Annotated in this window: 27 protein-coding genes; 5 read left to right on the top strand and 22 right to left on the bottom strand. The window is 68.5% G+C overall.

Translation table 11 applies throughout. The annotated features are described in order from the left end of the window. Positions 1–80 precede the first annotated feature (80 nt). The 17 genes from RJ03_RS33170 to RJ03_RS33095 form a co-directional block, all read right to left on the bottom strand. Complete coding sequence (locus RJ03_RS33170) at positions 81–836, bottom strand: DUF6390 family protein (RefSeq protein WP_036510619.1); 756 nt, start codon at positions 834–836, stop codon at positions 81–83. Then, positions 833–1894, bottom strand: a complete 1062-nt coding sequence (gene nicT, locus RJ03_RS33165) for a Nickel transporter NicT (protein ID WP_198163966.1) — start codon at positions 1892–1894, stop codon at positions 833–835. Before nicT ends, RJ03_RS33170 begins: the two co-directional genes overlap by 4 nt. Before the next feature lie 43 nt (positions 1895–1937). Next, positions 1938–3023 (bottom strand): hydrogenase expression/formation protein HypE, encoded by a 1086-nt coding sequence (hypE, locus tag RJ03_RS33160; RefSeq protein ID WP_051025608.1) that lies wholly within the window; start codon positions 3021–3023, stop codon positions 1938–1940. Beyond that, entirely contained in the window at positions 3016–4128 is a 1113-nt protein-coding gene (hypD, locus tag RJ03_RS33155) for a hydrogenase formation protein HypD (RefSeq protein ID WP_036510610.1), read from the bottom strand. The genes hypE and hypD overlap by 8 nt, the downstream gene beginning before the upstream one ends. After that, positions 4125–4460 (bottom strand): HypC/HybG/HupF family hydrogenase formation chaperone, encoded by a 336-nt coding sequence (locus RJ03_RS33150; protein ID WP_036510658.1) that lies wholly within the window; start codon positions 4458–4460, stop codon positions 4125–4127. The genes hypD and RJ03_RS33150 overlap by 4 nt, the downstream gene beginning before the upstream one ends. 20 nt (positions 4461–4480) lie before the next feature. Then, positions 4481–6781: a carbamoyltransferase HypF gene (gene hypF, locus RJ03_RS33145; protein ID WP_051025607.1), complete on the bottom strand. Its 2301-nt coding sequence runs from the start codon at positions 6779–6781 to the stop codon at positions 4481–4483. A gap of 44 nt (positions 6782–6825) precedes the next feature. Beyond that, positions 6826–7065, bottom strand: a complete 240-nt coding sequence (locus RJ03_RS33140) for a HypC/HybG/HupF family hydrogenase formation chaperone (protein ID WP_036510650.1) — start codon at positions 7063–7065, stop codon at positions 6826–6828. 2 nt (positions 7066–7067) lie between these two features. After that, the gene (locus RJ03_RS33135; protein WP_036510607.1) at positions 7068–7544 is read right to left on the bottom strand and encodes a hydrogenase maturation protease; all 477 of its coding nucleotides are present in this window, start codon (positions 7542–7544) and stop codon (positions 7068–7070) included. Beyond that, positions 7541–7660 carry a DUF6893 family small protein gene (locus RJ03_RS39175; protein ID WP_086007056.1) on the bottom strand — a complete coding sequence of 40 codons (120 nt, stop codon included), beginning with the start codon at positions 7658–7660 and terminating at the stop codon, positions 7541–7543. Before RJ03_RS39175 ends, RJ03_RS33135 begins: the two co-directional genes overlap by 4 nt. Before the next feature lie 26 nt (positions 7661–7686). Next, the gene (locus RJ03_RS33130) at positions 7687–9018 is read right to left on the bottom strand and encodes a hypothetical protein (protein WP_036510604.1); all 1332 of its coding nucleotides are present in this window, start codon (positions 9016–9018) and stop codon (positions 7687–7689) included. Next, the gene (locus tag RJ03_RS33125) at positions 9015–9662 is read right to left on the bottom strand and encodes a DUF6084 family protein (RefSeq protein ID WP_036510601.1); all 648 of its coding nucleotides are present in this window, start codon (positions 9660–9662) and stop codon (positions 9015–9017) included. Before RJ03_RS33125 ends, RJ03_RS33130 begins: the two co-directional genes overlap by 4 nt. Continuing rightward, positions 9659–10312 (bottom strand): DUF5947 family protein, encoded by a 654-nt coding sequence (locus tag RJ03_RS33120; RefSeq protein ID WP_036510597.1) that lies wholly within the window; start codon positions 10310–10312, stop codon positions 9659–9661. Before RJ03_RS33120 ends, RJ03_RS33125 begins: the two co-directional genes overlap by 4 nt. Further along, positions 10309–11136, bottom strand: coding sequence for a NifU family protein (locus RJ03_RS33115; RefSeq protein ID WP_232329611.1), 828 nt, complete (start codon positions 11134–11136; stop codon positions 10309–10311). Before RJ03_RS33115 ends, RJ03_RS33120 begins: the two co-directional genes overlap by 4 nt. 105 nt (positions 11137–11241) lie before the next feature. Next, complete coding sequence (locus tag RJ03_RS33110) at positions 11242–13038, bottom strand: nickel-dependent hydrogenase large subunit (RefSeq protein ID WP_036510591.1); 1797 nt, start codon at positions 13036–13038, stop codon at positions 11242–11244. A gap of 12 nt (positions 13039–13050) precedes the next feature. After that, positions 13051–14106, bottom strand: coding sequence for an NADH-quinone oxidoreductase subunit B family protein (locus RJ03_RS33105; protein WP_036510588.1), 1056 nt, complete (start codon positions 14104–14106; stop codon positions 13051–13053). A gap of 82 nt (positions 14107–14188) precedes the next feature. Beyond that, a complete protein-coding gene (hypB, locus tag RJ03_RS33100) occupies positions 14189–15130 on the bottom strand; it encodes a hydrogenase nickel incorporation protein HypB (protein WP_051025606.1) in 942 nt (313 codons plus the stop codon). After that, on the bottom strand, positions 15085–15462 hold the full coding sequence (locus tag RJ03_RS33095; protein ID WP_036510585.1) for a hydrogenase maturation nickel metallochaperone HypA/HybF: 378 nt from the start codon (positions 15460–15462) through the stop codon (positions 15085–15087). The genes hypB and RJ03_RS33095 overlap by 46 nt, the downstream gene beginning before the upstream one ends. 151 nt (positions 15463–15613) lie before the next feature. Between RJ03_RS33095 and RJ03_RS33090 the strand changes: the two genes are divergently transcribed. Next, on the top strand, positions 15614–16357 hold the full coding sequence (locus tag RJ03_RS33090; protein WP_036510582.1) for a patatin-like phospholipase family protein: 744 nt from the start codon (positions 15614–15616) through the stop codon (positions 16355–16357). Between the two features lie 274 nt (positions 16358–16631). Here the strand turns inward: RJ03_RS33090 and RJ03_RS33085 are convergent, their stop codons facing one another. Next, on the bottom strand, positions 16632–17249 hold the full coding sequence (locus RJ03_RS33085) for a DUF1345 domain-containing protein (protein WP_036510578.1): 618 nt from the start codon (positions 17247–17249) through the stop codon (positions 16632–16634). A gap of 150 nt (positions 17250–17399) precedes the next feature. Here RJ03_RS33085 and RJ03_RS33080 point away from each other — a divergent pair, with 150 nt between their 5' ends. Continuing rightward, a complete protein-coding gene (locus RJ03_RS33080) occupies positions 17400–18347 on the top strand; it encodes an extracellular catalytic domain type 1 short-chain-length polyhydroxyalkanoate depolymerase (RefSeq protein ID WP_036510574.1) in 948 nt (315 codons plus the stop codon). 20 nt (positions 18348–18367) lie between these two features. Here RJ03_RS33080 and RJ03_RS33075 read toward each other — a convergent pair whose 3' ends face one another. Further along, on the bottom strand, positions 18368–19507 hold the full coding sequence (locus RJ03_RS33075; protein ID WP_036510570.1) for an acyl-CoA dehydrogenase family protein: 1140 nt from the start codon (positions 19505–19507) through the stop codon (positions 18368–18370). 99 nt (positions 19508–19606) lie between these two features. On the opposite strand from RJ03_RS33075, the gene RJ03_RS33070 reads away from it, so the two are divergent. Next, positions 19607–20191, top strand: coding sequence for a TetR/AcrR family transcriptional regulator (locus RJ03_RS33070; RefSeq protein WP_036510567.1), 585 nt, complete (start codon positions 19607–19609; stop codon positions 20189–20191). Here RJ03_RS33070 and RJ03_RS33065 read toward each other — a convergent pair. Further along, positions 20182–20793 carry a TetR/AcrR family transcriptional regulator gene (locus RJ03_RS33065; RefSeq protein ID WP_036510564.1) on the bottom strand — a complete coding sequence of 204 codons (612 nt, stop codon included), beginning with the start codon at positions 20791–20793 and terminating at the stop codon, positions 20182–20184. The genes RJ03_RS33070 and RJ03_RS33065 overlap by 10 nt on opposite strands. A gap of 99 nt (positions 20794–20892) precedes the next feature. On the opposite strand from RJ03_RS33065, the gene RJ03_RS33060 reads away from it, so the two are divergent. Further along, a complete protein-coding gene (locus tag RJ03_RS33060) occupies positions 20893–22236 on the top strand; it encodes a cytochrome P450 (RefSeq protein ID WP_036510560.1) in 1344 nt (447 codons plus the stop codon). Between the two features lie 11 nt (positions 22237–22247). On the opposite strand, the gene RJ03_RS33055 is transcribed toward RJ03_RS33060, so the two are convergent. After that, complete coding sequence (locus RJ03_RS33055; protein ID WP_036510557.1) at positions 22248–24449, bottom strand: acyl-CoA dehydrogenase family protein; 2202 nt, start codon at positions 24447–24449, stop codon at positions 22248–22250. 202 nt (positions 24450–24651) lie between these two features. On the opposite strand from RJ03_RS33055, the gene RJ03_RS33045 reads away from it, so the two are divergent. Continuing rightward, entirely contained in the window at positions 24652–25509 is an 858-nt protein-coding gene (locus RJ03_RS33045; protein ID WP_036510551.1) for an aldo/keto reductase, read from the top strand. 45 nt (positions 25510–25554) lie between these two features. Here the strand turns inward: RJ03_RS33045 and RJ03_RS33040 are convergent, their stop codons facing one another. Continuing rightward, positions 25555–26721 carry a PP2C family protein-serine/threonine phosphatase gene (locus RJ03_RS33040; RefSeq protein WP_036510642.1) on the bottom strand — a complete coding sequence of 389 codons (1167 nt, stop codon included), beginning with the start codon at positions 26719–26721 and terminating at the stop codon, positions 25555–25557. Positions 26722–26781 lie beyond the last annotated feature (60 nt).

Below are 26781 nucleotides of genomic sequence, written 5' to 3'. Positions count from 1 at the left end.
TGCTCGGCGCGGTGGTCGATGCCCAGATCACCCGGGAGAGAACATTGCGCAAGGACCCGGCGCAGTGATCGCTGTCGCCGTCACGAGGCCCGTGAGCGCCGGGCCGGTGTCGCGGAGTTCGGGTCCAGGCGGCGATTCGTGGCCGCCAGCTGCCAGGCCGTCGCGGCCGTGAGCCGATCGAGCCGGGTGCGGTCGAGCCGGGCGCAGATGTGCTCCCAGTGCAGCGCGAGATGGTCGCCCACCTCGATATCGGCGGCATCGATGCCCGCCCCGGCCAGTTCGATGCGGCGCGACGTCTCCGCGGAGAGCGAGAGCCGGGAATCGCTCCAGCACAGCCGCCGCATGCGCACCGTCGCGGTGGTGGCGTCGCGCGCGCAGACACGTGCCCACGTGATCCGGCAGTTGTCGAGCACCCCCAGCGGCAGATCCGCGGGACCCCGGCCGAGCAGACGGGTCCACGGGTAGATACCGAAGACATGGAAGTTGTGGTTGGCCGCGCTCTCCTCGGCCAGTTCGGGCCCCAGGTGACGCCAGTATCCGCCGGCGATCGGGCCGATCACCGACAACAGCCTCGACAGGAATTCCGTCCTGTCGATCCGGGCGCCGACTCCCCCACCGAGCCAATAGGATTCGACCAGTCGCGGGTCGAGCGGATCGGCGATTCCGGTCATCGACGACAGCACCCGCAGGTACGGCCAGGCCCCGGAGAAGCGCCGTGCCACGGCCCGGATCTCGGCATCGGTCCCGCCGGCCAGCGCGGGGGCGTCGGCGGGCCCGCAGTAGCCCAGCGCGTTCGGCGCGTAGGCGTAGCGTGCGAACATCTGCGGCCCGCTCATGTTTCCTCGCGTCGCCACAGGATCAGCGCCAGCAGCCAGGTCGCGACGAACAGCGCCACCACGACGAATCCCATCGCCCCCAGATCGAGACCGCCGATCCAGGCCAGCGGGCCGGAGGTGATGCCCAGTGCGCCGGTGACCACGGAGACGATCTCCTGGGCGCCGATCAGCAGAGCCACCGCGACCGACAGCCCGGTCACCAGCAGGTTGTAGTAGATCTTGCGGGCCGGCGCCGCGCAGGCCCAGCCGTAGGCCGCGTTCATACACGCCCCGTCCAGCGAGTCGAACAGAGTCATACCGGCCGAGAACAGCAGCGGCAACACCACGATCGCGTACCACGGCAGATCGGTGTCGGCCGCGGCGCCACCCGCGAGCACCAGCAGGCTCACCTCGGTCACCGTGTCGAATCCCAGTCCGAACAGCACACCGATCGGATACATCTGCCCCGGCCTGCGCACCGCGCGCACCAGCGGCGCCAGCACCCGGTTCAGCGCCCCGCGCGCGTACAGCCGGGAATTCAGTTCCCGCTCGTCACCCTCCCCTCGGCGCACCGCGCGCAGTGCCCGCCCGATACCGATGAGCGACACCAGGTTCAGCACACCGATGAGCAGCAGGAAGGTTCCCGAGACGCCGCTGCCGAAGGTACCGGTCCAGCGCCGCAGCCCGGAGCCGTCGTCCTCGACGCCGGAGGCCAGCACCCGCGCGCCCAGTGCCAGCGCACCGACCATGACGAAGACGACGGTGGAATGGCCGAGCGAGAACCAGAATCCGGCCGACACCGGGTTCCTGCGCTCGCCCACCAGCTTGCGGGTGGTGTTGTCGATCGCGGCGATATGGTCGACGTCGAAGGCGTGCCGCATCCCCAGCGTGTACGCCGTCACGCCCAGGCCGGCGCCGAACACCACATTGCCCACCGCGTAGTGGTTCGGGATGACCAGGGCTGCCAGCAGCCCCCAGCCCGCGACGTGCAGCGCGACCACCGTCACGGCCATACCGGTCACGCCGCGGCGCCGGGCGCGCTGTTCCCGCGCCCACTCCCGAGGGGGCGATACCGTCATCGTCGGCCGCATCGTATCTCCCGCCCGCGACCCCGCCGGGCGCTCAGCAGATCCGCGGAAGCTGTTCGCCGGCAGGGAGATCCACCACCCGGGTACCGCCGAGCGCGGTGCGCGCGACCACCATCCCGGGATGTTCGTCGACGCAGACGCCGATCGCGCGGGCCCGCGCGCCCAGCGGATGCGCCCGCATGGCCTCCAGCGCGCGGTCCGCGTCCTCGGCGGCGACGAAGGCGATCGCCTTCCCCTCGTTGGCCACGTACAGCGGATCCAGTCCCAGCAGCCCGCAGGCATCGCGGACCGCGTCCGGGATCGGCAGCGCGCGCTCGTCCAGTCGCACACCGGTATTCGCGGCTTTCGCGATCTCGTTCAAGGTCGCCGCCACCCCGCCGCGAGTGGGATCGCGCAGCGTGTGGACATCGGCGCCGGTGGCGAGGAGGGCGGCGACCAGACCGTTCAGCGCGGCGGTGTCGCTGCGCACGGTGGTGCCGAATTCCAGGCCCTCGCGGCAGCTCATCACCGCCACCCCGTGCACACCGATGTCGCCGCTGACCAGCACGACATCGCCGGGCCGGGCGCGCTCGGGACGGATGTCGACCCCCGCGGGCACCAGCCCGATGCCCGCGGTGTTGACGAAGATGCCGTCCCCGTGGCCGGCGTCGACCACTTTCGTATCGCCGGTCACCAGCTTCACCCCGGCCGTGCCGGCGGCCTCGCCCATGGCCTCGGCGACCCGGGCGATCTCGGCCAGGTCGGTGCCCTCTTCCAGGATGAACGCCGTCGACAGCACCAGCGGCTGCGCACCGGCCATGGCCAGGTCGTTCACGGTGCCGTTGACCGCCAGCTCGCCGATCGTGCCGCCGGGGAAGACGAGCGGTTTCACCACGAACGAATCGGTGGAGAACGCCAGCCTCGTGCCGCCGACCTCGACCACCGCCGCGTCCCCGAGCGCGGCGTCGGCGGCGGCGCCGAACGCGGGCAGGAACAGATGCTCGATCAGCTCGCCCGACATCGCGCCCCCGCCGCCGTGCGCCATCACGATCGTCGGCGAATCCCGCAGCGGCAGTGGGCACACCCAGCTCTCCGCATCGAATACCGGTGGCGGAGTGGAGGTTTGGGCATGGTCAAGCATGAGCCACCTCCGCCGGCAGGTCCAGGCGGCGATACAGGTAGTAGGCCGCGCAGGCGCCCTCGGAGGACACCATCGTGGCGCCCAGCGGATTTCGCGGTGTGCAGCGGGTGCCGAACGCCGCGCAATCGGTCGGCTTGATCAGCCCCTGCAGGACCTCTCCGGAGCGGCAGACCGACGATTCGGCGGTGTGGATATCGCCCACGCTGAATCGGTATTCGGCGTCGTAGTCGCGATAGCGCGGCGAGAGCCGCCACCCGCTGCGCGGAATGACGCCGATCCCGCGCCAGGCCCGGTCGGTGACCTCGAAGACGTCCTGCAACATGGCCTTCGCGGCCGGATTGCCCTCGGCCGGTACCGCACGCGGGTAGGCGTTCTCGACTTCGTGGCGGCCCTGTTCGAGCTGGATCACCGTGCGGCGGATCCCCTCCAGAATGTCCAGGGGCTCGAATCCCGTGACCACCATGGGAACTCGATACTTCTCCGCCAGCGGCGGGTATTCGCCGGTACCCATCACCGCGCACACGTGACCGGCGGCCAGGAACGCCTGGACCCGGCAGTCCGGCGATTCCATGATGGCGGCGATCGCCGGCGGGACCAGGACGTGCGAGACCAGCAGCGAGAAGTTCTCGATGCCCAGCCGCTGGGCCTGATACACGGTCATGGCGTTGGCCGGGGCGGTGGTCTCGAAACCGATCCCGAAGAACACCACCTGCCGGTCGGGATTCTGTTTCGCGAGGGTGAGGGCGTCCAGCGGCGAATACACCACCCGCACGTCGCCGCCCTCGCTCTTGACCCGGAACAGATCCTTGGAACTTCCCGGCACGCGCAGCATGTCGCCGAAGGAGCAGAAGATGACCTCCGGGCGGGCGGCGATCTCGAGTGCCTTGTCGATCACTTCCAGGGGCGTGACGCAGACCGGGCAGCCGGGGCCGTGGATCATCTCGATGGTGTCCGGCAGCAGCTGGTCGATGCCGTGCCGGATGATCGAATGCGTCTGTCCGCCACATACTTCCATGATCGACCAGCGGCGCGTGGACTCGGTCCGGATCCGTTCGAGCAGACGCTGAGCCAGATCGGGATTGCTGAATTCGTCCAGATATTTCATCGGTTCACCTCGTCGTCACGAGCGGGCTCCGACGGCGCGCCGGAGGTGGGATCGGGAAGACCGGACTGCCGGGCGGCGATGGCGAAGCCGTCACCGAATTCCTCGTTCAATACACCGAGGTGTTCGAATTCGGCCAGGGTGGCCAGCGCCGATTCCTCGTCGAGGCGCTGAATGGCGAATCCGACGTGCACGACGACGTAGTCGCCGACCGCGGCATCCGGAATGTATTGCAGGCATACGTCTTTGTGGACACCGCCGAAGTCGACCACCGACATCAGCGTGCCGTCGCGCTCGTACAGGTCGAGCACCTTCCCCGGGACTGCCAGGCACATGATCGGTTCCTTCCTTTCGCTCATCGAGCCCCGGCGGCGAGCAGCTGCCCGAATGCCAGGCCGCCGTCGTTGGGTGGCACTCTGTGATGAGTGATGACCTGAAAGCCCTCGTCCCGCAGCCGGTTTCGCGAGAGCGAGAGCAGCAGCGCGTTCTGGAACACGCCACCGGAGAGAGCCACCGGCACACCCGGTTCGCCGAATCGGCGCGCCAGTGCGACCACGAGTTCGGCGACCGCGACATGGAAGCGCGCGCCGACGAGATCCGCACCGGCCCCTGCCGCGAGGTCGGCGAGCACCGCGGCCAGCACCGGAGCCGGATCCATTCGCACGGCACCGGCGTCGGGGTCGGGTGCGCCGAGCGCGAATCGGTAGCCGTGCCCGGGGTCCGCGTCCCGCGAGCGGGCCTCCAGTTCGATGGCGGCCTGCGCCTCGTAGTCGACCACGTGGCGCACACCCGCCAGCGACGCCACCGCGTCGAACAGCCGCCCCATGCTCGAGGTCGGGACACAGCCCAGCCCGGTGTCGAGTTGATGGGCGAGAACCCGGCGCTCGGCGGGCGGGCACGCCGCGACCGAGGCGATGGACTCCTCCCACGCGATGCCGGCGGCGTGCAGATGGGCCAGCGCCATCCGGTAGGGGCGATGCACACTGGCGTCACCGCCCGGCAGGGGGACGTAGGCCAGATGTGCCAGGCGGCGGAATCCCTTGTAGCCGGCCGCCAGCACCTCACCGCCCCAGATCGCCCCGTCCGGCCCGAAACCCGTTCCGTCGAAAGCGATTCCGAGGACGGTCGACGATCCGGGCAGGCCGTGCTCCCCCATCACCGCCGCGATGTGGGCGTGATGATGCTGCACGGTGTGCACCGGCCGCCCGGCGGCGGCGCGCCGCGCCCAGGCGCTGGAGCGATAGCCGGGATGGGCGTCGACCGCCAGCCGCGCCGGGTGCACGCCGGTCAGTTCCTCCAGATGGTGTTCGGCCGCGCCGAAGGCGCGCAGCGTGGCCAGATCGTCCATATCGCCGATGTGCTGACTCAGCCACGCATATCGGCCCTCGGCGACCGCGCAGGTGTTCTTCACATCCGCGCCGACCGCGAGAACGGGCGCCGACTCCTGCGGCAGTGCCAGCGGCAGCGGCGCGTATCCCCGGGAGCGCCGGATCGGCAGTTCGATTCCGTCGACCAGCCGGACCACCGAATCGTCGCAGGGAACCAGGATGCGGCGGTCGTGGTCCAGCACCGCGTCGGCCAGTTCCGGCAGACGTCGCGCGGCGTCCTCGTCGGTGTAGCAGAGGGGTTCGCCGCCGAGATTGGCCGAGGTCATCACCAGCGCGATCGGACCGGGCGGGTCGCCGGGCAGTCCGAACAGCAGCAGATGCAGCGGCGTGTAGGCCAGCATCACCCCGAGCTCGCGCAGGCCCGGCGCCACCGATTCCGCCGGTGCTCGCTCACCGCGCGGCAGCAGCACGATCGGCCGCTGTGGTCCGCTCAGCACCGCCGCGGCGGCCGCGTCGACACGTGCGAGGGTGCGGGCCGCGGCGAGATCGGCGACCATGACGGCGAAAGGTTTCGCGCCGCGCCGCTTGCGGGCGCGCAGCCGCGCCACCGCGTCCTCGTCGTCGGCGGCGCAGGCCAGGTGATAGCCGCCGATGCCCTTGACCGCGACAATTCCGCCCTCGCGCAACATCTTTCGCGCGGCGGCCACGGGGTCACCGGTTCCGGGACCGGAGTAGCGCAAAGTGGGCCCGCAGTCGGGGCAGGCGATCGGCTGAGCGTGGAAACGGCGGTCGGCGGGATCGTGGTACTCGCGCGCACAGCGCTCGCACATGGCGAAATCGGCCATCGAGGTCCGCTCACGGTCGTAGGGCAGACTCGCGATGATCGTGAAGCGGGGGCCGCAATTGGTGCAGGTGACGAACGGATGCCGGTAGCGGCGGTCGGCCGGATCGGCCAGCTCCCGCGCACAGTCGGCGCAGATCGCCACATCGGGCGAGGCCAGGGTGCGACCGCCGCCGCGGGTCGTGCCGGCGATCCGGAATCCGGTGCCCCCGCGCACCGGAAGATCGGTGCGCTCGACGGAGTCGACCACCGCCAGCGGCGGCGGGTGGTGGCGCACCCGATCGGTGAATTCGGCCAGCGCCCATGGTGTTCCCTCGATGTCGACGATCACCCCGTCGCTGTCGTTGGAGACACTGCCGGTCAGCGCGAGTTCGGCGGCGGTGCTGTAGACGAAGGGCCGGAATCCGACGCCCTGCACCACACCGCGCACGACCAGCCGGCACCGAGCGCGCCCGGCGTCGGCTACTCGGCCCGCCTCGGTACCCACTACTCGGCCCGCCTCGGTACCCACTACTCGCCTCGCCTCGGTGCTCACGGCTCGCCTCGACTCAGCAGTCGCAGTCCGGCGAGTGCCTCGCGGGCGCCCGCCTCGTCGGTGCGCTCGACCGCGAGACCCATGTGGATGATCACCCAATCCCCCGGTGCCACCGGATCGTCTTCCAGCAGGCCGATATTCACCTTGCGCTCGGCGCCGGAGACATCGACGAGCGCCAGCTGACCGCCGTAGCCGTCGACGATCTCCACGACCCGGCCCGGAATCCCGAGGCACACGATCACACCTCCGTTCGCGACATCCGCACTTGCGCGACCACCCGCGCCACGGTCGCGGCGCCCTCGTCCACCGCGGCCGCCAGGGGTGCGGACAGGCCGATCCCCTCGTCGGTCGACAGCACCTGACAGCCGACGACCACGGTGGGTGGTACCTCCCCGCCCAGCGCCCGGACCCCCGCGAACACCGCGACCGGATCCATCCCGTGGGCGTCCAGACCCACCGGCGCCTGCCGGCCCGGTTCGGCGCGCATCACCTCGATGCGGCCCGGCGCGCCCCGATTCGGGATCGCGTCGACGAGGACCAGCGCATCCCAGGCATCGAGGAGGTCGTAGGCCAGATGCATGCCGCGGATGCCGTAGTCGACCACCCGCACGCCGTCCTCGCGGTCCGGCGGTATCCGCCGCACCACCTCGGGGCCGAAGCCGTCGTCGCCGAGAAAGATGTTGCCGATTCCGGCGACCAGCACCCGGCTGCTCACATGCGCCGCATTCGCAGATAGCGGCGCATATCCGGAATCGAGCGGATTCCGATCAGCGCCGCGACGACGACCGCCGCCGCGACGACTCCCGTCGCCACCATTCCCACCGTCTCCATGACATCCGTCCTTTCCTCCGGCCGCGCTACTCGCCCGGTCCGTCCAGCGGCTCCAGTTCGTCGGGATCGAAATACAGGTAACGCCCGTACCATTCGTGCAGATCGGCTCCGGGATCGTCGGCGATGACCACACCGACGTGGGTGCGCCCGTCGACGTCGGCGTGCACCGAGGTGACCCGCGCGTCGCGGCCGTCGAAGAACATGTCGTGGATATCGGCGCGCCGGGCCGGATGCAGCCGCACCCGGCTCCCCTTGCGCACCAGCGTCCCGGCGATGGGCACGGCATCCGAATCCGGCCGCACCGCGCCGTCGGCGACCGGATCCCACCAGTCGATGCCGGGCGGGATCTCCGGCACCAGCCGGTTCTCCCCGGCGCCGGGGTCGCGCAGCACGCCGTGCAGTCGCGCCATCTGCTCGGCGGTCATCGCGTCACAGCTGTCCACGATGCGGGCCGCGCGCGGATCGGTGGCGCGCGCGGCCGCCTTCTCCTCGTCGGTCATGGCCATGACGCGCAGGGTGAGAATTTCGTCGATCTCGGTGGCGTCGTAGAGCGATTCCGGGCTCTGCTCGGCGATCTCGGGATGGTCGTAGAGGATGATCGGCGAGATCAGCATCAGGCCGCGGTCACCGGGCGGTCCGGCCAGCACCGGGAAGCAGCGATGCTGGGCGCACCGCGCCACGGCGGCCTCGGCCTCCGGCGGCGGTTCCAGCAGCGAGACGAATTCCGCGCCGGTCGTCTCGGCGATCACGTGCGCGCCGAGCAGCGAACGGGCCAGGGCGTCGCGGCGATCGACGGCCGGTTCCCCGGTGTTGCGCACGGTCACCCGCACGAGCCGATATCCGGCCTCGATGGCGACGGCCAGCTCCAATTCGCCGCGCAGCGGGCGGCGAGTGCGCACGACCGTGCCCGCCGCTCCGGTCGCCGGATCGGCCAGGGGTTCGGTCTCGCGGCCCCCTGGAATCTCGAACGGCACCGTCGTGTCGGCCGGGGCGCACGGTCCGACGGTGACCTCCCGTTCGACGGCCTCGTCCCAGTCCGGCCAGGTGTCGCCCGCGACGGTCGTCTCCGCGACGGGCGTGCCGTCCGCGTCGTGCACAGCGCGGTGCTGCAGTTGCAGGAATCGGAGCGTGAACCGCAGGACCGGGTCGCCGTCCGGGACCAACGGCATCTGCCCGGTGAGTTCGGACTCCTCCCCCAGTCCGGACGCGTGCGCGCCGGCGGGGCCGAGGACGCCGAATTGCCAGCGGCACCGGTTCTTTCGCGCGTCGGCGCGGTACGGATAGAGCAGATAGCCCTCGTAGAGCACCGCGTCGGCGACCGCGCGGGCTCGTTCTCGGCTCGAGCGCGCGGTACTCACGCCGACTCCTGTGCGCCCGCGAGCAACCGTGCGACCGTCTCGTCGAAGCCGAGCAGGCCGTGCTCGCCCTTGTAGGCCGCGAGCGCGGCCAGGGTGTCCTCGTGCAGCCGCAGCCAGCCCGTGCCCGGGAAGTGCGCCGCCATCAGCTCCCGCCACACCGAGACCGGCATCCGGTAGCGGTCGTCGCGATCCCAGGGAATCTGCTGCACCGCGAAACCTTTACTGCCGCGGATGAATACGGTCCCGCTGAACAGGAACACCAGCGGCACCTCACCCTCGTGCAACGCGTGCAGATACTTCGATCCGGCCACCTCGAGGTCGTAGGTGCACGGCATCGGCAGATCCACCTCCGCGCCGCCGGTGAAGCCGGGAACCGTTGTGGCGCAGTGCATCCAGAGAAACGAGCGCTGGGTGTGGTCCCAGCGCTCGCGCGGACCGAACAGATCCAGCAGTCCCGCGCTCTCGGCGTCGGTGTAGGACCGGCGGTTCGGCTCGATGCGCACCTGGGCGCGCAAGGCGATGGCGTGGACGGGTTCGTCACCGACGGAGGCGATTCCGATCCGCGCGGACAGGATCGGAGTGACCGCGTACGGTTCGGGCTTCATCCCGAGCACCGCGAAGGTGGTGGCGTAGGCGGGGCTCACGGCGCCTCCCCCCTGTTTCCCGGATCGAATGCGCGGGCCCGCGCCGTCATCTCGGCGAAGAATCGCGCTATGTAGTCGCGCACATCCGACCCTCCGTCGAAACCGCGCCACAGCAAACGGATCCGGCCCACGAACTCGTAGCAGGCGTCGATCGGCAGCAGCAGGCAGCGTGCCGCGCCGGCGTCGCGTTCGGGGACCTGGATCAGCAGGGCCTCGACATCGTCGGCGAGATCGCCGAATTCCGGGTGCGACTCGGTGAACGCGTGCCAATTATCCAGGGGCAGTTCGGATTCGGTGGCCCCGGCCGGTCCCGGATAGAACGCGACGGTGCGCCCGGCCGCCGAGCTGTGGAAGAAGAAGGCCAGTCCGACCGGAATCTCGAGGCCGTCCCATTCCGGCAGGCTCATCCGGAAATCGGGAAACGAGATGTACCGCTGCGGGACCGCCCGGTAACGCAGTGCCGCGGCCCGATCGGTGAACAGCAGATAACAACCCCGGCATACGCACAACATGTGCCGGCTCTCGGTGTCGACGACGTGCTGATGCGCCGCGCCGACCGGTTCCGCGCACATCTCGCACCGCTCCCCCGCGACCGGCGCCGGAGGGCGTTCGGCCGCCAAGCGGCGCAGTGCGCGCACGGTCGGATTCATCCGCCCACCCCCACCGGAATCGCCACCGACAGTTCGCCGTCGCGCACCAGAACCGGCAGCGGTTCGAGATGTCCGCTCCCGTCGAGCCGGGCACCGGCGTGGACGATGTCGAAATGGGCGCGGCACCCGGGACAGCGCAGCACCGGGTCGCCGTGGACCCCGCGGTGCAGAACCGCGCCGGCCAGCGTCCGGTCACAGTTCGGGCAGTGATCGCGGTAGACGTAGATCTCGTCGCCGACCCGGCAGGCGAGTACCGTCAGCCCGCCCAGGGCGAAGCCGCCGACCTCACCGGCGGCCAAATCCGCCAATTCCGGTGCGCCGATCCAGTTTCCGCCGGAGCGCACGTGCGCGAACAGCGTCTCCGGGGCGATCACCGCCGGGTCGGCGGCCGCCTCGGCGGCGACCACTTCGATCGCGGTGATCTCCGGTGCGGCCGCGCGCACGGCGTCCTCCACCGCCAATTCCAATGTCACCGAGGACGATGGGCAACTGCGGCAGCTTCCGGTCAGCTCCAGCCGGACCACCGCATCTTCGCCGACCTCGAGCAAGCGCACATCGCCGCCGTGCGACCCCAGATACGGCCGCACGCTGTCGAGCGCGCCGGCGACCCGGGTCCGCACGTCGTGGGGATGCAGCCCGTGCACCAGCAGCAGGCTGGCGACCAGATCGTCGGCGAGCAGCCGCTGCACCGTGGCGTCGTCGAGGACGGCGAGGATGCGCCGCAGTCCGGCGCCGTACAGATCGACCACCTCGCCGACCAGCGCCTCGGCCCGTTCCCGGGCCACCGCACCACCCGCGGAACTCGCATCGAGCAGTGTCTCGATGCGATCACCCGCGCTGCGCCACCGGTCGTCGCCGACCGTCGCCGCGGACTCACCGTCAGGACGCGTGGATACCGCCTCCTCCTGCCGTCGGTACCGGATCTCCGGTTATTCGGCGGTCGATATCTGTGCCGGTGAATGCACCAGGTCCAGGGTCGTGCCCTTTCCGAGGTACATGTGCACACCGCAGGGCAGGCAGGGATCGAAGCTGCGCACCGTGCGCATGATGTCGATGCCCTTGAAGTGCTCGCGGTCGTTCTCCTCGAAGATCGGCTGTCCCTGTACCGCGTCCTCGTAGGGCCCCGGCGTGCCGAAGCTGTCGCGCGGGTTGGCATTCCACGGCGTCGGCGGATAGGGGTGGTAGTTGGCGATCTTGCCGTCGCGGATCACCATGTGATGCGACAGCACACCGCGCACGGCCTCGGTGAAACCGCAGCCGATGCCCTCGGCCGGCACGTCGAAATGCTCCCATGTCTTGGTCCGCCCGGCCCGGATCTCCGTGAGCGCCTTCTCGGCGAAATGCAGTGCGCACGCCGCCGCGTAGGCCTGGAAGTAGGTGCGGGCACGATCGCGTTCGATGGTGTTGCTGCCGTACTCCGGAATCTTCCATTCCAATTCGACCGGCCCCTTCAAGGCGGTCTTGGGCAGGTTGATCTGCACGCTGTGCCCGGTCGAGCGGACATAGCCGATGTCGACCAGCCCGGCCAGCGCCGTCGACCACAACCGGGCCAGCGGCCCACCGCCGGTGTCGAGGGCCAGGTGGTCCTTGCCGTCGAACCAGCGCGGTGACATCACCCAGCTGTACTTGTCGTCGAGATCGCGTTTCTGCGGCTTCGGATTGGTGTGCTGATTCCACGGATGGCGCCGGTCCACCGGATTGCCCAGCGGATCGGTCTTCACGAACATCTCCTGATCGGTCCAGTCGTCGTAATACGAACTGCCCAACAGGATTCGGATACCGAGATTGATATCGAGCAGCGAGGTGGTGACGAGTTTGCCGTCCACCACCACACCCGGCGTCACGAACATCCGCCGGCCCCAATCCTCCATATCCTTGTACTCGAAATTGCAGACCTCCGGATCCTGGAACGAACCCCAGCATCCCAGCAGGGTGCGCCGCAGCCCGACCCGCTCGTATCCGGGCACCGCGGTGTAGAAGAAGTCGAACAGGTCGTCGTGCATCGGCACGACCTTCTTCATGAATTCGACGTAGCGCATCAGTCGCGACATGTAGTCGGTCATCAACTGGACCGTCGCCACGGTGCCGACGCCGCCGGGATACAGCGTCGAGGGATGCACGTGCCGGCCTTCCATGAGGCAGAACATCTCTCGCGTGTACCGGCTCACCTGCAACGCCTCACGGTAGAACTCGCCGGTGAAGGGATTGAGCGCTTCCATGATGTCGCCGACGGTGCGATAGCCGTGCATCGCGGCGTGCGGCGCCTCGGCCTTGCGGGCCGCGTCGAGAACACTCGGATTGGTCTCGGCGACCATCTTCTCGCAGAAGTCCACCCCGACCAGATTCTCCTGGAAGATGTTGTGGTCGAACATGTATTCCGCGGCCTCGCCCAGATTGACGATCCACTCGCCCAGATGCGGCGGCTTCACGCCGTAGGCCATGTTCTGGCAGTAGCACGAACAGGTGGCGTGGTTGTCACCGCAGATTCCGCAGATGCGGCTGGTGATGAAGTGCGCATCCCGCGGATCCTTGCCGCGCATGAATATCGAATAGCCACGGAAGATGGACGACGTGCTGTGACACTCGACCACTTCCCGGTTCTCGAAATCGATTTTCGTGTAGATACCGAGGCTGCCGACGATCCGGGTGATCGGGTCCCACGCCATTTCGACGAGCGAATCCGGCTCGATCCTCTTGTGCGACGCCTCCGGGATGATCTGTGTCATCGCGAGATTCTCCTACCAGGTGCGAGTCGCGCCCGTATCGAGTTTCTCCCCCTTGTGCCGCCAGTGCGGCTCCTTGTCGACAGTGCGGCCGGTGATGTGGCGCAGGCTGCGGATCACCGATCCGTACAGCCCCGACGCGGTGGACGAGATTTTCCCGCCGGGCGGTTCGTCCATGAACGGCATGAATTTGTCCGGGAATCCCGGCATGGTGCAGCCGATGCAGATACCGCCGACGTTCGGGCACCCTCCGACACCGTTGAGCCAACCACGTTTGGGCACATTGCATTTCACGACCGGGCCCCAGCACCCCAATTTCACGATGCACTTCGGCGAGCCGTACTCCTCGGCGAAATCACCTTGTTCGTAGTATCCGGCGCGATCGCAACCCTCGTGCACGGTGGCACCGAACAACCATTTCGGGCGCAGCGCTTCGTCGAGCGGAATCATCGGCGCCTGGCCGGTGGCCATGTACAGCAGATAGGTCAGCGTCTCGGAGAGATTGTCCGGCTGGATCGGGCATCCGGGCACGCAGACGATCGGAATATCGGCCTTGGACTTCCAATCCCAGCCGAGGTAATCCGGAACTCCCATCGCTCCGGTGGGGTTGCCGGCCATCGCGTGAATGCCGCCGTAGGTGGCGCAGGTGCCGACCGCCACGACCGCGGTGGCCTTGGGCGCCAGCCGGTCGAGCCATTCACTGGTGGTCATCGGCTGATTCGTCTCCGGGTTGTTGCCGAAACCGCACCAGTAACCGTCGCGGTGCAATTGCTCGTTCGGAATCGAACCTTCGACCACCAGAACGAAGGGTTCGAGTTCGCCGCGGTCGGCCTTGAAGAACCATTCGAGGAAGTCGTCGGCTCCCCCGTTCGGACCGCATTCGAAATCGATCAGCGGCCAATGTACGGCGATCTTGGGCAGGCCGGGAAGCGCTCCGAGCGCGATTTCCTCGACACTGGGCTGGGTGGCGGCAGTCAACGCCACCGAATCACCGTCACAACTGAGGCCCGCGTTGATCCACAGGACGTGTATCAGCGTCTCTTCGGCCCGAACTGCTTCCTGGGTTGGCATGAATGCCGCCTTCCCGAGCCGGGCGGGGGCTGGCCGATCCGGCTCGAAGCCGTCTCAATCTGTGATACAGACCACACAGATATTAGTCTCGCGACAAATGAACCTCAATGGGTGCGGCTACCGACGAGCGTTGCCCGGCGAGCCAGCCGTACCAGTCACCGAGGCCCTCTCCGCTCGTCGCGGATACCGGGAGCACCGTCACTCCGGAATTGATCGCCCGGACGTAGCGCGTACAGGTGGCGAGATCGAAGTCGACATACGGCAGCAGATCGATCTTGTTGATCAGCACGAGGCCGGCCGCGGCGAACATATGGGGATACTTCAACGGCTTGTCGGTTCCCTCGGTCACCGAGACGATGACGACCTTCGCGCGCTCGCCGAGGTCGAACAGGGCGGGACACACCAGATTGCCGACATTCTCGATCAGGACCACGCTCTCGCGCGCCGGGTGCAGTGATTCGAGCGCGCCGCGGGTCATCTGCGCGTCGAGATGACAGCCGGCGCCGGTGTTGATCTGCACCACGGGGCAGCCGGTGGATTCGATCCGCCGCGCGTCCAGCAAGGTCTCCTGATCGCCCTCGATGACCGCGATCGGCATGCCCGGGCATTCACGGATGGTGCGTTCGAGCAGCGTCGTCTTGCCCGCGCCCGGCGAACTGGTGAGATTCAGGGCGAGGATGTCCCGCTCGGCCAGCCAGCGCCGATTCTCTTGTGCCAGTTGATCGTTCTTGGCCAGCACCTTCTGTTCCAGAGTCACCGTCTCGGTCGGCGGACCGCCGTGCTCGTGCGGGTGGGAGTGGTCGTGATCGTGCCCGTGGGGGTGATGCGCGTTCTCGTGGTGGTCATGCGCATGCCCGTCGCCGTGGTCATGCCCGCGCCCGTCGCCGTGATCGTGCGCGCCCCCGTGGCGGTGATCGTGCGTGTCGCCGTGGTCGTGATCGTGATCGTGCGGATGGTCGTGCTCGTGCGGACCGGTGATCACCGCCTGGGTGTCGTCGCCGCCGCATCCGCAGGTTGCGCACATGTCTCACTCACCTCCATGGAGCGGATTCGCAGCTCCCGCCCGGCGCGGATGTCGACGTCGGCGCTGCCGCAGGCGCACAGCGGGATCAGATCGGGCAGGCCGAATTCGGCGCCGCAGGTGCGGCAGCGCGCCCGGCCCGGAATTTCCTCGACGACGAGTTCCGCGCCCTCGGCGAGGGTGCCTTCGGCCGCGAGGCCGAAACAGAAGTGCAGGGCATCCGGGACCACCGCGCAGAGCATCCCGATCGCAACGGTCACGCGGTACACCCGCCGCCCGGCAGCGTGTTCACACGCGCCGCTCACGATCCCCTGCGCGATTGCCAGCTCGTGCATGAGTTGTCTCGATTCATCGAGAGGCCGAGTCATCGAAGGCCGACCCATTCAGCGTACTCCGGCAACTTTCCCGCACAACCCGCTCACCAGGACCATCCGGTCGTCTCGGCTGTGAGAGCACCGCCCTCCGGGTCGCCGGTAGGCTCGGCGCGTGACTTCCGCTCTGCCGCCCAACGGTTTTCGGTCCGCGCTCGTACTGGGCGGAGGTGGGACGGTCGGCACCGTGTGGACGGTCGGGCTGCTGGTCGGCCTGCGGGAAGCCGGGATCGACCTCGCTCGTGCGGATCGTGTCGTCGGCACCTCGGCCGGCGCGGTCGTCGCCGCGGTACTCGGCGACGGCGGCGACGTCGCCCGCTTGCTCACCCCGCCCGAGCCGGGGCAGGACCCCGCCCCGGCCGTCCCCGCCGATGCCGCAGAACACGTCGCGCGGATGGACGCCCTGCTGGCGATGCCGCACTGGCCGGACCGAGATCTGGTCATCACGTCGGTCCATGCCGAATCCGGAGACCTGCGGGCGTGGACCCGCACCGACGTAGCGTCCGTGGCGGAGGCCGTCGCGGCGAGCACGGCGGTGCCCGGAGTGTTCCCGCCGATCCCGATCGACGGTGCCCGCTACGCCGACGGCGGCGTGCGCTCCCCGATCAATGCCGACCTCGCGGTCGGCGCCGAGACGATCGTGATCCTGGAACCGGGCGCCCACCTCTACCCACGAGCCGACACCGACCACGAACTCGCCTCGGCCACAACGGTTTCCCTGTCCCCCGACGCCCAAGCCATCGCCGCCACAGGTGCGGACGTCTTCGACCCGGCCGCTCTGCGCCCCGCCTACGAAGCGGGACTGCGCCAGAGCGCGGTCGCCGCGGCGCGGTTGCGGGGAATCTGGCCCGCGCCGTAGGGCCGCAGCACCTCAGGAGTCGAAGCGGTCCAGGATTGCGGCTGCCGCGCGGTGACCCGATCGCACGACACGTCCATACAGCCGTTCCACACATCGAGGTCTCCGCGCCCGCCCATTGGATGCGGCTGCCCGGCGTTCGCCGGAACTCCGGCGCGGCGGTTTCGGGCATGCGTTCTGGCGCGCGGGCGTGCGGACGCCGAATCGGTGCTGCTCACCGAACCGGGGATGGCGGTTTTCGATACCTCGCCACCGCAGGGGCCGGGCCCTCCACCGGTCACCGCCCACCGGTCACCACCCCGACCGCGACGCCGATGACCGCGGCGTTGTAGAAGAAGCCGAGCACCGAATGCACCAGAACCTGTACCCGGATGTCCCGGTGGTGGGTCTCGACGTCGGAGACCGCGAAGGAAACCCCGATGGTGAAGGCGAAGTAGGCGAAATCCAGGAGGTTCGGTTGCCCCGATCCCGGGAACGACAGCGCGCGGTCCGGCAGCAGCGCGTAATAGGTTCGCGCATACTGTTCGGCGAAGCCCAGGTGCAGTAGAAACCAGGCCAGCAATGCGGCAACGGCCGCAACGGCTTTCGCGAATGCCCCGAACTTCTCGTCGACGTCCGCGATCATCGATACGACCGCGACCAGCCCGACGGCACTGGCCAACCCGATCGCCAGCAGCGCCGCCCAGTTGCCCTGAACCTCGGCGAGCCATTCCTGAGGATTCTCCTCGCGCCGGTTCCGCAGCAGCCGCACCGCCCAGATCCCGACGTACACGGCCGCCAGTACGTCCCAGACCACGAGCCAGTCGTTCGGCGCGCCGGCCCACAACACGGCCAGCCCCACCACCACGAGCCCTGCCTCCATAGCCCGGCTGAGGATCACTCTCGGCCTGATCATGATCCGATCATCGTCGCAGTCGGCGCTTCGTGGTCGGAGGTGCCGTCCGGCGGACACCGCGTCGTGATACGTCCCGGCCTCGCTGCAATTTTCAGGCGATCCTCAGCGCCGCGTGGTGAAGGCGGCGCGGATCCGGTTTACCGTTGTGCGATGGGGAAGCGATTCGCACCGATCCAGGCCTTCGTCGCGGCAGCCGGTCTGATCGCCGCGGTGAGTGGATGTGCTCCCTTGCACGCCGCTCCGGCCGGGGACCGGACGGTCACAGTGGAGTCGAGCGGCCTGCCACGGCAGTATCTGATCCACGAACCCTCATCGCCCGGGCCGGGGAAGCGACCGGCCGTCCTGATCTTCCACGGCGGCGGCGGTACGGCCGAAAACATGGCCGCCACAACCGGTTTCGATACCCTGGCCGACACCGAGGGTTTCCTCGCCGTCTACCCCGTCGGCTCGGACAAGAGCTGGAACGACGGCCGCGGCGCGGACACCACCGCGGGCGCGAAGCGGATCGACGATGTCGCCTTCGTCTCCGCGATCATCGACCGCCTCGTCGCCGACGACGACGTCGATCCGAACCGCGTCTATGCCACCGGCCTGTCCAACGGCGCGATGTTCACCGAGTACCTCGGCTGCCGGCTCTCGGCGAAGATCGCGGCCATCGCGCCGGTCGCCGGACCCCTTCCCGTCGCCGATGCCGCCGACTGCGCCCCCACGCACCCGCTGTCGGTGCTCGAAATCCACGGCACCGCAGACCCGGTCGTCCCCTACGACGGCGGAGTCGTGCGGATGACCTCCGGCCGCCTCGGCCCCGGCACCAGCCCCGTCCTGTCCGTCGACGCCACCCAGGAACTGTGGCGCACGACAAACCGGTGCGGCTCCGTCAGGACTGCTGAACTGCCGACTGTCGTCGACGACGGAACCACCGTCCACACCGCGACAGCCGCGTGCGCCGACGACACTCGGGTAACGGCGTATTCGATCGACAACGGCGGCCACACCTGGCCCGGCGGCCCGCAATATCTGCCCGACATCCTCATCGGCAAGGTCAGCCGTCAATTCGACGCCGCCACCGTCATCTGGCAGTTCTTCACCGGCCGATAGGCCGACCGGGTCCGTGGCGGCTACTTCGCGAGTGAGCGGCTGATGACCAGACGCTGAATCTGGTTGGTGCCCTCGAAGATCTGGGTGATCTTGGCTTCCCGCATGTACCGCTCGACGCGGAAGTCCCGGGTGTAGCCGTAGCCTCCGAAGACCTGCACCGCATCGGTGGTCACCTTCATCGCGGCATCGGTGGCCACCAGCTTGGCGACCGAGGCCTGCCGCGAATAGGGCAAGCCGGCATCGCGACGCCGCGCGGCGTCGAGATAGGTGGCCCGGGCAGAGTCGACGGCGGCGGCCATATCGGCGAGCAGGAAACCGAGGCCCTGATGATCGATGATCTTCTTACCGAAGGCGCTGCGCTCCTTCGCATAACCGACCGCCTCGTCGAGGGCGGCCTGCGCCAGACCCGTCGCCACCGCGGCGATCCCCAGGCGCCCGGAATCCAATGCGCTCAAAGCGATCTGCAGACCTTGCCCCTCGGCGCCGATCCGCCGCTCCGCGGGCAGGTACGCATCGTCGTAATGCGCGGTGGTCGTCGGCACCGCGTGCAGGCCCATCTTCTCCTCGGGCTTGCCGAAACTCAGGCCCTCGAGGTCCTTCGGTACCAGGAAGCACGAAATCCCGCGCGACCCTTCACCGGTCCGCGCGAAGACGTTGTAGAAATCCGCGACACCACCGTGGGTGATCCACGCCTTGGTGCCGTTGAGCCGATACCCGCCGTCGGCGGGCGCGGCCTTGCACGCCACCGCCGCGGCATCGGATCCGGCTTGCGGCTCGGACAGGCTGTAGGCGCCGATTGTCGTGCCGCCCAGCATCTCCGGTAGCCATCGACGTTGCTGTTCCTCGGTCCCGAACGCCATCAGCGGATGACACGCGAGGCTGTGCACGCTCACCGCGACCGCGACCGCCGCCCACCGCGCCGCGATCTCCTCGAGCACCTGCAGATACACCTCGTAGGGCTGACCGCCACCGCCCCACTCCTGCGGATACGGCAGACTCAGCAACCCCGCCTCGCCGAGCGTGGCGAATACACCGCTCGGATACGACTCCGACCGCTCGTGCTCATCGACGATCGGCGCGAGCGCCTTGTCCGCGATGTCACGGGTGAGCTGGATCAGTTCGTGCGCCTCGTCGGTGGGCAGCAATCGATCGACAGCCACGACATCCTCCCTCTCGGCCACGGATGGCAGTACTCGGTTATCGGCCAGAGTACTGTCCGGCGGGCAGTACTGCAAGACTCTCTTGAGTACTATTCAGGCATGACGCAGACGACTCGTGGCGGTTTCGGCACCCGGCGGCGTACCGAACTGTTCGACGCGCTGGTCGACCTCTTCCTGACCGAGGGCTTCGCGCATCTGACCCTCGACGAGATCGCCTCGCGGCTGCGGTGTTCCAAAAGCACGCTCTACACACTGGCCGGCAGTAAAGAACAACTGGTCCGCGCCGCCACCGTGCACTTCTTCCGGCGCGCCACCGACGATGTCGAGCAGCGCATCGCCACCACCACCGGAGCCCGCGCACGCATCATCGCCTACCTGTCGGCCGTCGGAACCGTCCTCGGCGCCGCATCCCAGCAGTTCATGACCGACCTGGATGCCTTCGCACCGGCCCGAGAGGTGTACGAGCAGAACACCCGCCTCGCCGCGAGACGAGTCCGCGAACTCGTCGACGACGGCGTCGCGGCCGGCGAATTCCGGGAAGTCCACGCCGCTTTCGCCGCGGACCTCGCCGCGACCATGATGGTGCGCATCCAGCAGGGTGGCGTCCGCACCGAAACCGGCCTCGACGACGCCGACGCCTACCGTGAACTCGCGACCATCCTCACCACCGGCATTCAGCGATAGAGACCGCGCAGGGCCCGGCACGCGGCCTCGACCATCTCCTCGGCGCTCACCTCGATGGCGCCGTCGAGCCAGGCGGTGACCAGTTCGGCCATGCCGCCGATGAACAGCAGACCGGAGGTTTCGTCGGCGGCCCGGCTGCGGCCGGAATCGCCGAGCCACGTTCGTACTTCGAGGGCCGACTCGTGCGCCAGGTGCCGCAGCAATTCGGTACGGCGCCTGCGCAAATGGGGAAACGCCACCGATTCGACGATCGCGACCCGGCCCTTGCGCGGATCCTCGACCAGCAGCCGCACGAACGCGCCGATCGATGCCCGCATACGCGCTTCCGGATCGTCTCCGGCGGCCTCGGCGGCGCTGCGGCTGTTGTCCTCGATTTCGACGGCGATCTGGTTCAGGACGGCTTCGAGCAGGGCGTCGAGTCCGGTGAAACTCTCGTAGAAGTAGCGCTCACTGAGTCCGGCTTCGGCGCAGACCGCGGTCATCGTCGTCCGGGTTCCCGCGTCGGCCCACACCGTGAGACCCGCGTCCAGCAGGCGCGACCGGCGTTCGGTGGCCCGTTCGGCGGCGGTCGCTCCGCGGTAGACCCCTGATTGCACGGCCATGGCCCCAGCATGCCACAGCGACTTCGCGATCAAGGTTGACAGGACGCCCTTCCTGAATCAGGCTGTGACGTGAGCGGCATCACAGAGACGAGGTGTGCGATGACGGCTGACGCCCTGGAGACCAGGCCTCTCCCGACCCAGCGGCGCGAGGATCGCGGCTACCCGGTGCTCGGGCAACTGCTGCAATACGCACAGGACCCGCTGGCACTGTTCCAGCGGGAATGGGATCACTACGGGCCCGTCGCCCCGATGTATTCCCTCGGCCGGACCGCGGCTCTGCTGCTCGGTCCCGACGCCTGCGGGGAAGCGCTGCTGAACAAGGACGGGGCGCTGGCCAACGAGCCCGCCTGGTCGCGGCTGGTCGGCCCGTTCTTCCACGGCGGACTCATGCTCATCGACTTCGACGAGCACAAGCGGCATCGGCGGATCATGCAGCAGGCGTTCACCCGTCCCCGCCTGCAGGCCTATACCGAGCGACTGCATCCGGCGATCGAACAGGGTGTCGCGCACTGGGACGAGAGCGAATCCTTCCCCGCCTATTGGAAACTCAAGCAACTCACCCTCGATATCGCCGCCGATCTGTTCATGGGCGGCGCCGCGGACACCACACCGGCCGAGATGGACCGGATCAACCAGGCGTTCATCGCGTGCGTGCAGGCCGCGGCCGGAATCGTGCGCGGCAATGTGCCGTTCACCCGCTGGGGCAAGGCCTACCGCGGCCGAAAGGTGCTCGAGGATTTTCTGCGCCACTATCTGCCCGCGAAACGCGCCGAACAGAGCGACGACATCTTCTCGGTGCTGTGCCACATCGAGGACGAGGACGGCGCCCGCTTCAGCGACGACGATGTGGTCAACCACATGATCTTCCTGATGATGGCCGCCCACGACACCTCCACCATCACCACCTCCACGATCCTGCAGTATCTGGGACAGCATCCGGAATGGCAGCAACGGTGCCGCAGTGAGGCATCGGCGCTGGGGCCCGCACCATCGATGGCCGAACTCGAGCGGCTGGAGTCCATCGATCTGGTGATGCGCGAGGCGCTGCGACTGCGCGCCCCGGTCCCGGTCCTGGTCCGCTACGCGGTGAAAGACACTGTGATCCAAGGGGTTCGGATTCCGGCGGGCACCGATGTCGTCATCGGAATCCAGTTCACCCACCTGATGCCGCAGTACTGGACCGACCCGCACACCTTCGATCCCGACCGCTTCGGCCCCGAACGCCGCGAGGACAAATCGCATCGCTTCGCGTGGGAGCCCTTCGGAGGGGGCGCGCACAAATGCATCGGCATGCATTTCGGCGGAGTGGAAGTGAAGTCGATCATGCACCGCCTGCTGCGCGACTACCACTGGCGGGTGGACCCCGCCTACGTCCCACCCCTGGACTATCACTCCCTGCCCTATCCCAAGGACGGCCTGCCCATCACCTTCGTCCGTAACTGAGTGCGCTCCCCCTACTTCCGAGGCAACCCCATGACCAGGGTGGCGATCGTGTTGAGCTGGATTTCCAGTGTCCCGCCACCGATCACCCAGCTCGGGATGTCGAGTTCGTGCAGGACGACCTCGCAGTCCTTCTCGTTCAACGCCGCGGCGGGACCGATGAGTTCCAGAGCGGCGGCCGCGGCGTCGGTGTGCAGCATCGAGGCCGCGGCCTTCGACATACTGGTGGCCGGGCCGATCCCGTGACCGCCGAGGCGCCGAATGGTCTCGCGCAGATTCATCGCCGAGATGGCGGCTCCGCGCGCACTGATCCGGCCCAGCACGCGCAGGGCATTCTCACGGCTGCCCGCGTACTCCGCACGTTCGATGATGCCGACGATGCGGGAGTTGTGTCCCGGGTCGCGGACGCCGCCGATGAAAAGCCGTTCCTGGGCAAGGGTTTCCAGCGTCAGCGCCCAGCCCTGCCCGACCTCGCCGAGCACCATGTCGTCGGGAACGAAGGCGTCGTCGAAGAACACCTCGTTGAATTCGGCCTGACCGCTGGATTGGGTGATCGGGCGGACCGTCACACCCGCACCGTGCATATCGACCAGGAACATGGTCAGGCCACGATGGCGTTCGGCCTCGGGATCGGTGCGCGCCAGGAGCAGTCCCCAGTCGCAGCGATGCGCCAGCGTGGTCCAGATCTTCTGGCCGTTGAGCCGCCAGCCGTCGCCGTCCTTGGTGGCGCGCAGGCTCAGCGACGCCACATCCGAACCCGCTTCCGGTTCGCTCATCAGCTGACACCAGATCTGTTCGCCGCGCAGTGCCGGCGCGGCCAGTCGGGCGAGCTGTTCGGGGGTGCCGCGCTGCAGCACGATCGGCACCACCCACTGGCCGATGCCCATGGAGGGCTGCGTGATTCCGTGCCGGTCGTATTCGTCCTGCAGGATCAGCTGTTCCAGCGGGCCCGCCTCGATCCCCCACGGTTTCGGCATCGGCGGCGACACCAGGCCGGAATCGGCGAGCAGCGTGCGGCGAGGACCGGTATTGGTGGCGTCGTGGTCACCGATCTTGCCGGGAGTCGGGTTGTCCAGGGCGGCAGCACGATCCAGAATATCCGACACCCATGTGCGGAACGAGGAATCGGTTTCCGGCAGCGGTACCGCGAACGTGCGCGGACCACCGAGCGCCACCTCGCCGAGCCTGCGTTCCCAGCTCTCCGCGGAGCCGCCGAGCCCGGCCAGGGACATGGCCCGCCGCCAGTACAGGTGCAGATCGTGCTCCCAGGTGAAACCGGTCGCGCCGTGCAGGCACAGACATTCCACGGCCGCGTGCACGGCAGTGCCGAGGGTGGTGAGCGCGGCACCGGCCGCGGCGTGCGTGCGCTGGGCCGGTTCGTCGGCGAGACCGCGCACCGCGTCCCAGGCCGCCGAGGTGGCGAGCTCACTGGTGATCAGCAGTTGCGCGGCGCGGTGCTGCACGGCCTGAAAGGAACCGACGGGACGGCCGAACTGCTTGCGGGCCTTGATGTATTCGGTGGCCGTGTCCGAACACCAGCGGATCACCCCGGCGGCTTCGGCGGCCAGGAACGCGGTGGCGACCGCCTCGGCATAGCCGGTGTCGATGCCGGTGAGCTCGATTCCGGCGACCTCGCGCAAACGGACGACGGCGAGGTCACGGCCCAGATCCGATCCGGCACACGCCTCGATCTGCACACCCTGGGCGTCACGTTCCACCAGGAACCAGCGAGTGCGGTCGCCGTCGGCCGCGGCCACCAGCAGCACATCGGCCGCGGCGGCGCCCAGCACCGGGCCGGTCTCACCGCTCGAGCCGCCATCGGCGAACCGCACCCCGTGACCCGCGTCCACCGTCGCGCCGGTCCCGCCCTCGGCGAAACGCCGCAACATATCACGCACCGACGCAACGGTTTCCGCGGACGCGACGATGGCGCTCGTGATCACCGAAGGCAGTAGCGGGCCGGGTAGCAGCGCCCGCCCGGATTCGGCGAGCACCACCGCCATCTCGTCGAGCGTTCCGCCCTGCCCGCCCACCTCGTCCGGCAGATGCACACCGGGCAGTCCCAGCGCGACCAGGTCCGCCCAGAAGGTGGGCAGTTCGCCGGCGGCGAGCCGATCGGTGTGCTTACGGGTGTACTCACGCGTGTGGTGGCGGTCGGCGAATCCGCTGACGGCCTGCGCCAGCGCCGCCTGATCCGCGGTCAGAGCTAGGGGCACGATCTCACTCCGCTCGGCGTCGATACGGTCCGGGTTGCCGCCCGGACACCCCGATTAGAACAGGTTGCATCGAATCGCGGAGCCGTTCACCGCGACGGCGTGCCGCCCTGAGTGGGAGTAGTCGATCTCGTTGCCGGTACAGCCGGGCTGCAGTGGGTAGTCGATCCCGCAGACGATTCGACGACCGAAGGAGTGGACATCGATGGTTCTGAACGAGACGTACACGCTGTCCAACGGGGTGCGCACGCCCAAGCTGGGCTTGGGTACCTGGTTCATCGACGACGACAAGGCCGCGCGGGCGGTGGTCGATGCCGTCGGCATCGGGTACCGCAATATCGACACCGCGCAGGCGTACGGGAACGAACGAGGCGTGGGCGAAGGGGTCCGCACCAGCGGCGTAGCGCGAGACGAGTTGTTCGTGTCCAGCAAACTGGCGGCGGAGATCAAGAACTACGCCGACGCGGCCGCCGCCATCGACGGTTCCCTCGCCACGATGGGGCTCGACCACATCGACCTCATGCTGATCCACAGTCCGCAGCCCTGGGCCGATTTCCGCGGCGGAGACTACGCGGACGGCAATCGGGAGGCGTGGCGCGCGCTCGAAGACGCGTATCGGGCGGGCAAGCTCCGCTCCATCGGCGTCTCCAACTTCGAACAGCACGACCTCGACAACATCCTCGCGGCCTGCACCGTCGCACCACAGGTGAATCAACTGCTCGTCCACGTCGGAAACACCCCGGCCGACCTCATCGCCTACTGCGAGGGCAAGGACATCCTCGTGCAGGCCTACTCCCCCATCGCACACGGGGAGATACTGAACAACCAGGATGTCGCCGCGATGGCGGACCGCTACGGGGCCACCGTGCCCCAGCTGTGCATCCGCTACACGCTGCAGCTCGGCACTCTCCCGCTGCCGAAAACGGCGAATCCGGAACATATGCGAAGCAACGCTCAGGTCGACTTCACGATCTCCGACGACGACATGCACACGTTGCGGAACATGGAACAGTTCCGGGATTACGGCGACGCCGGCAAATTCCCGGTCTTCAGCGGTAAGTAGCCGAGACCGCTTCGCCGAAACTCGTTATGCGCCAACGGACCGCGTCTACGCCGACCGATCCGCGGTCGGCGGGACGCCGAGCGCGAGCAGAGCGGTGTCGTCGTCGACGCCCTCGAATCCGGCGAGCATCTCGGTCAGCGCGGCGACCAGCGCGGGCGCGGTGACCGGGCCGAGGGTGTCGATGAACTCGCGGAGGTGCTCCTCACCGAGGCGTTCGCGGCCGCGGACACGGGCCTCGGTGAGGCCGTCGCTGTAGAGCAGCACCGTGTCGCCGGGAACGAGTTGCACTGTTCGGGCGGCGAATACGGCGTCGGGAAGTGCCCCGACCAGCATGCCTCCCGTCATCTCGATCACCTCGGTGGTGCCGTTCGCGCGGATCACCACCGGAGGTGGATGTCCGCCGGCGGCCAGGATGAGCGTGGCGCCGGTGGGGGTCGGCCGCATGGACCCGTAGACCACGGTGCAGAAACGTGGTGTGCCCGTGTGGAATTCGCGGCACAGCACCGTGTTGAGATGTGCCAGCACAGCAGGCGGGTCCGGGTCGTAGACCGCCGCGGCGCGCATCGTGTACCGCGCCGAGGACGTCACCACCGCGGCGTCGGCGCCCTTACCGCAGACGTCGCCGAGGAAGAATCCCCAGGTGTCGGGCGTGAGCGGAAACAGGTCGTAGAAGTCGCCGCCGACCTCGTCGACGGACGCCGGATGGTAGTAGGCGGCGACCTGCATCCCCGGCACCGCCGGCAGTTCGGACGGCAACAGGCTGCGCTGCAGGGTCGCGGCCAGTGTGAGGGCCCGTTCGCGTTCCCGTTCGGCGGCCTGGCGCGCGCGCAGAAGTTCCTGCTCGTAGGCGCGGCGTTCGCGGGCATCGAAGATCGTGGTGCGGATCAGTTGTGCGGTGCCGTCGGAACCGCATTTCACCACCGATGTCACCAGCACCGGAAGCCTGGTCCCGTCGGCGCACCGCAGATCCAGCGCCAGGCCGTTGACCTGGCCGTGCATGGCCAGCATCGGCGCCATATGGGTCTCGTAGTAGATGCGCGCGCCCACCGCGAGAAGATCGGTGAAGGTGCGGCGTCCGACCAGCTCGGACTGCTCGTAGCCCAGCCAGCCAACCAGCGTGTGGTTGATTTTCGCGATCGTGCCGTCCATCAGGGTGGACAGGTAGCCGCAGGGTGCGTGGGCGTAGAGGTCCTCGGCGCTGTCTTCCAGCATCGCCGAGAACGCGGGATCGGCATTCGGCGACCGCTCGCTGTCGCGATGGCCCGCCTCGCC

Source organism: Nocardia aobensis NBRC 100429 (assembly GCF_000308375.1).
GTDB classification, from domain to species: domain Bacteria; phylum Actinomycetota; class Actinomycetes; order Mycobacteriales; family Mycobacteriaceae; genus Nocardia; species Nocardia aobensis.
The sequence above is the reverse complement of the archived record's forward strand: the minus strand, read 5'-3'. Positions and strand labels throughout refer to the sequence as shown.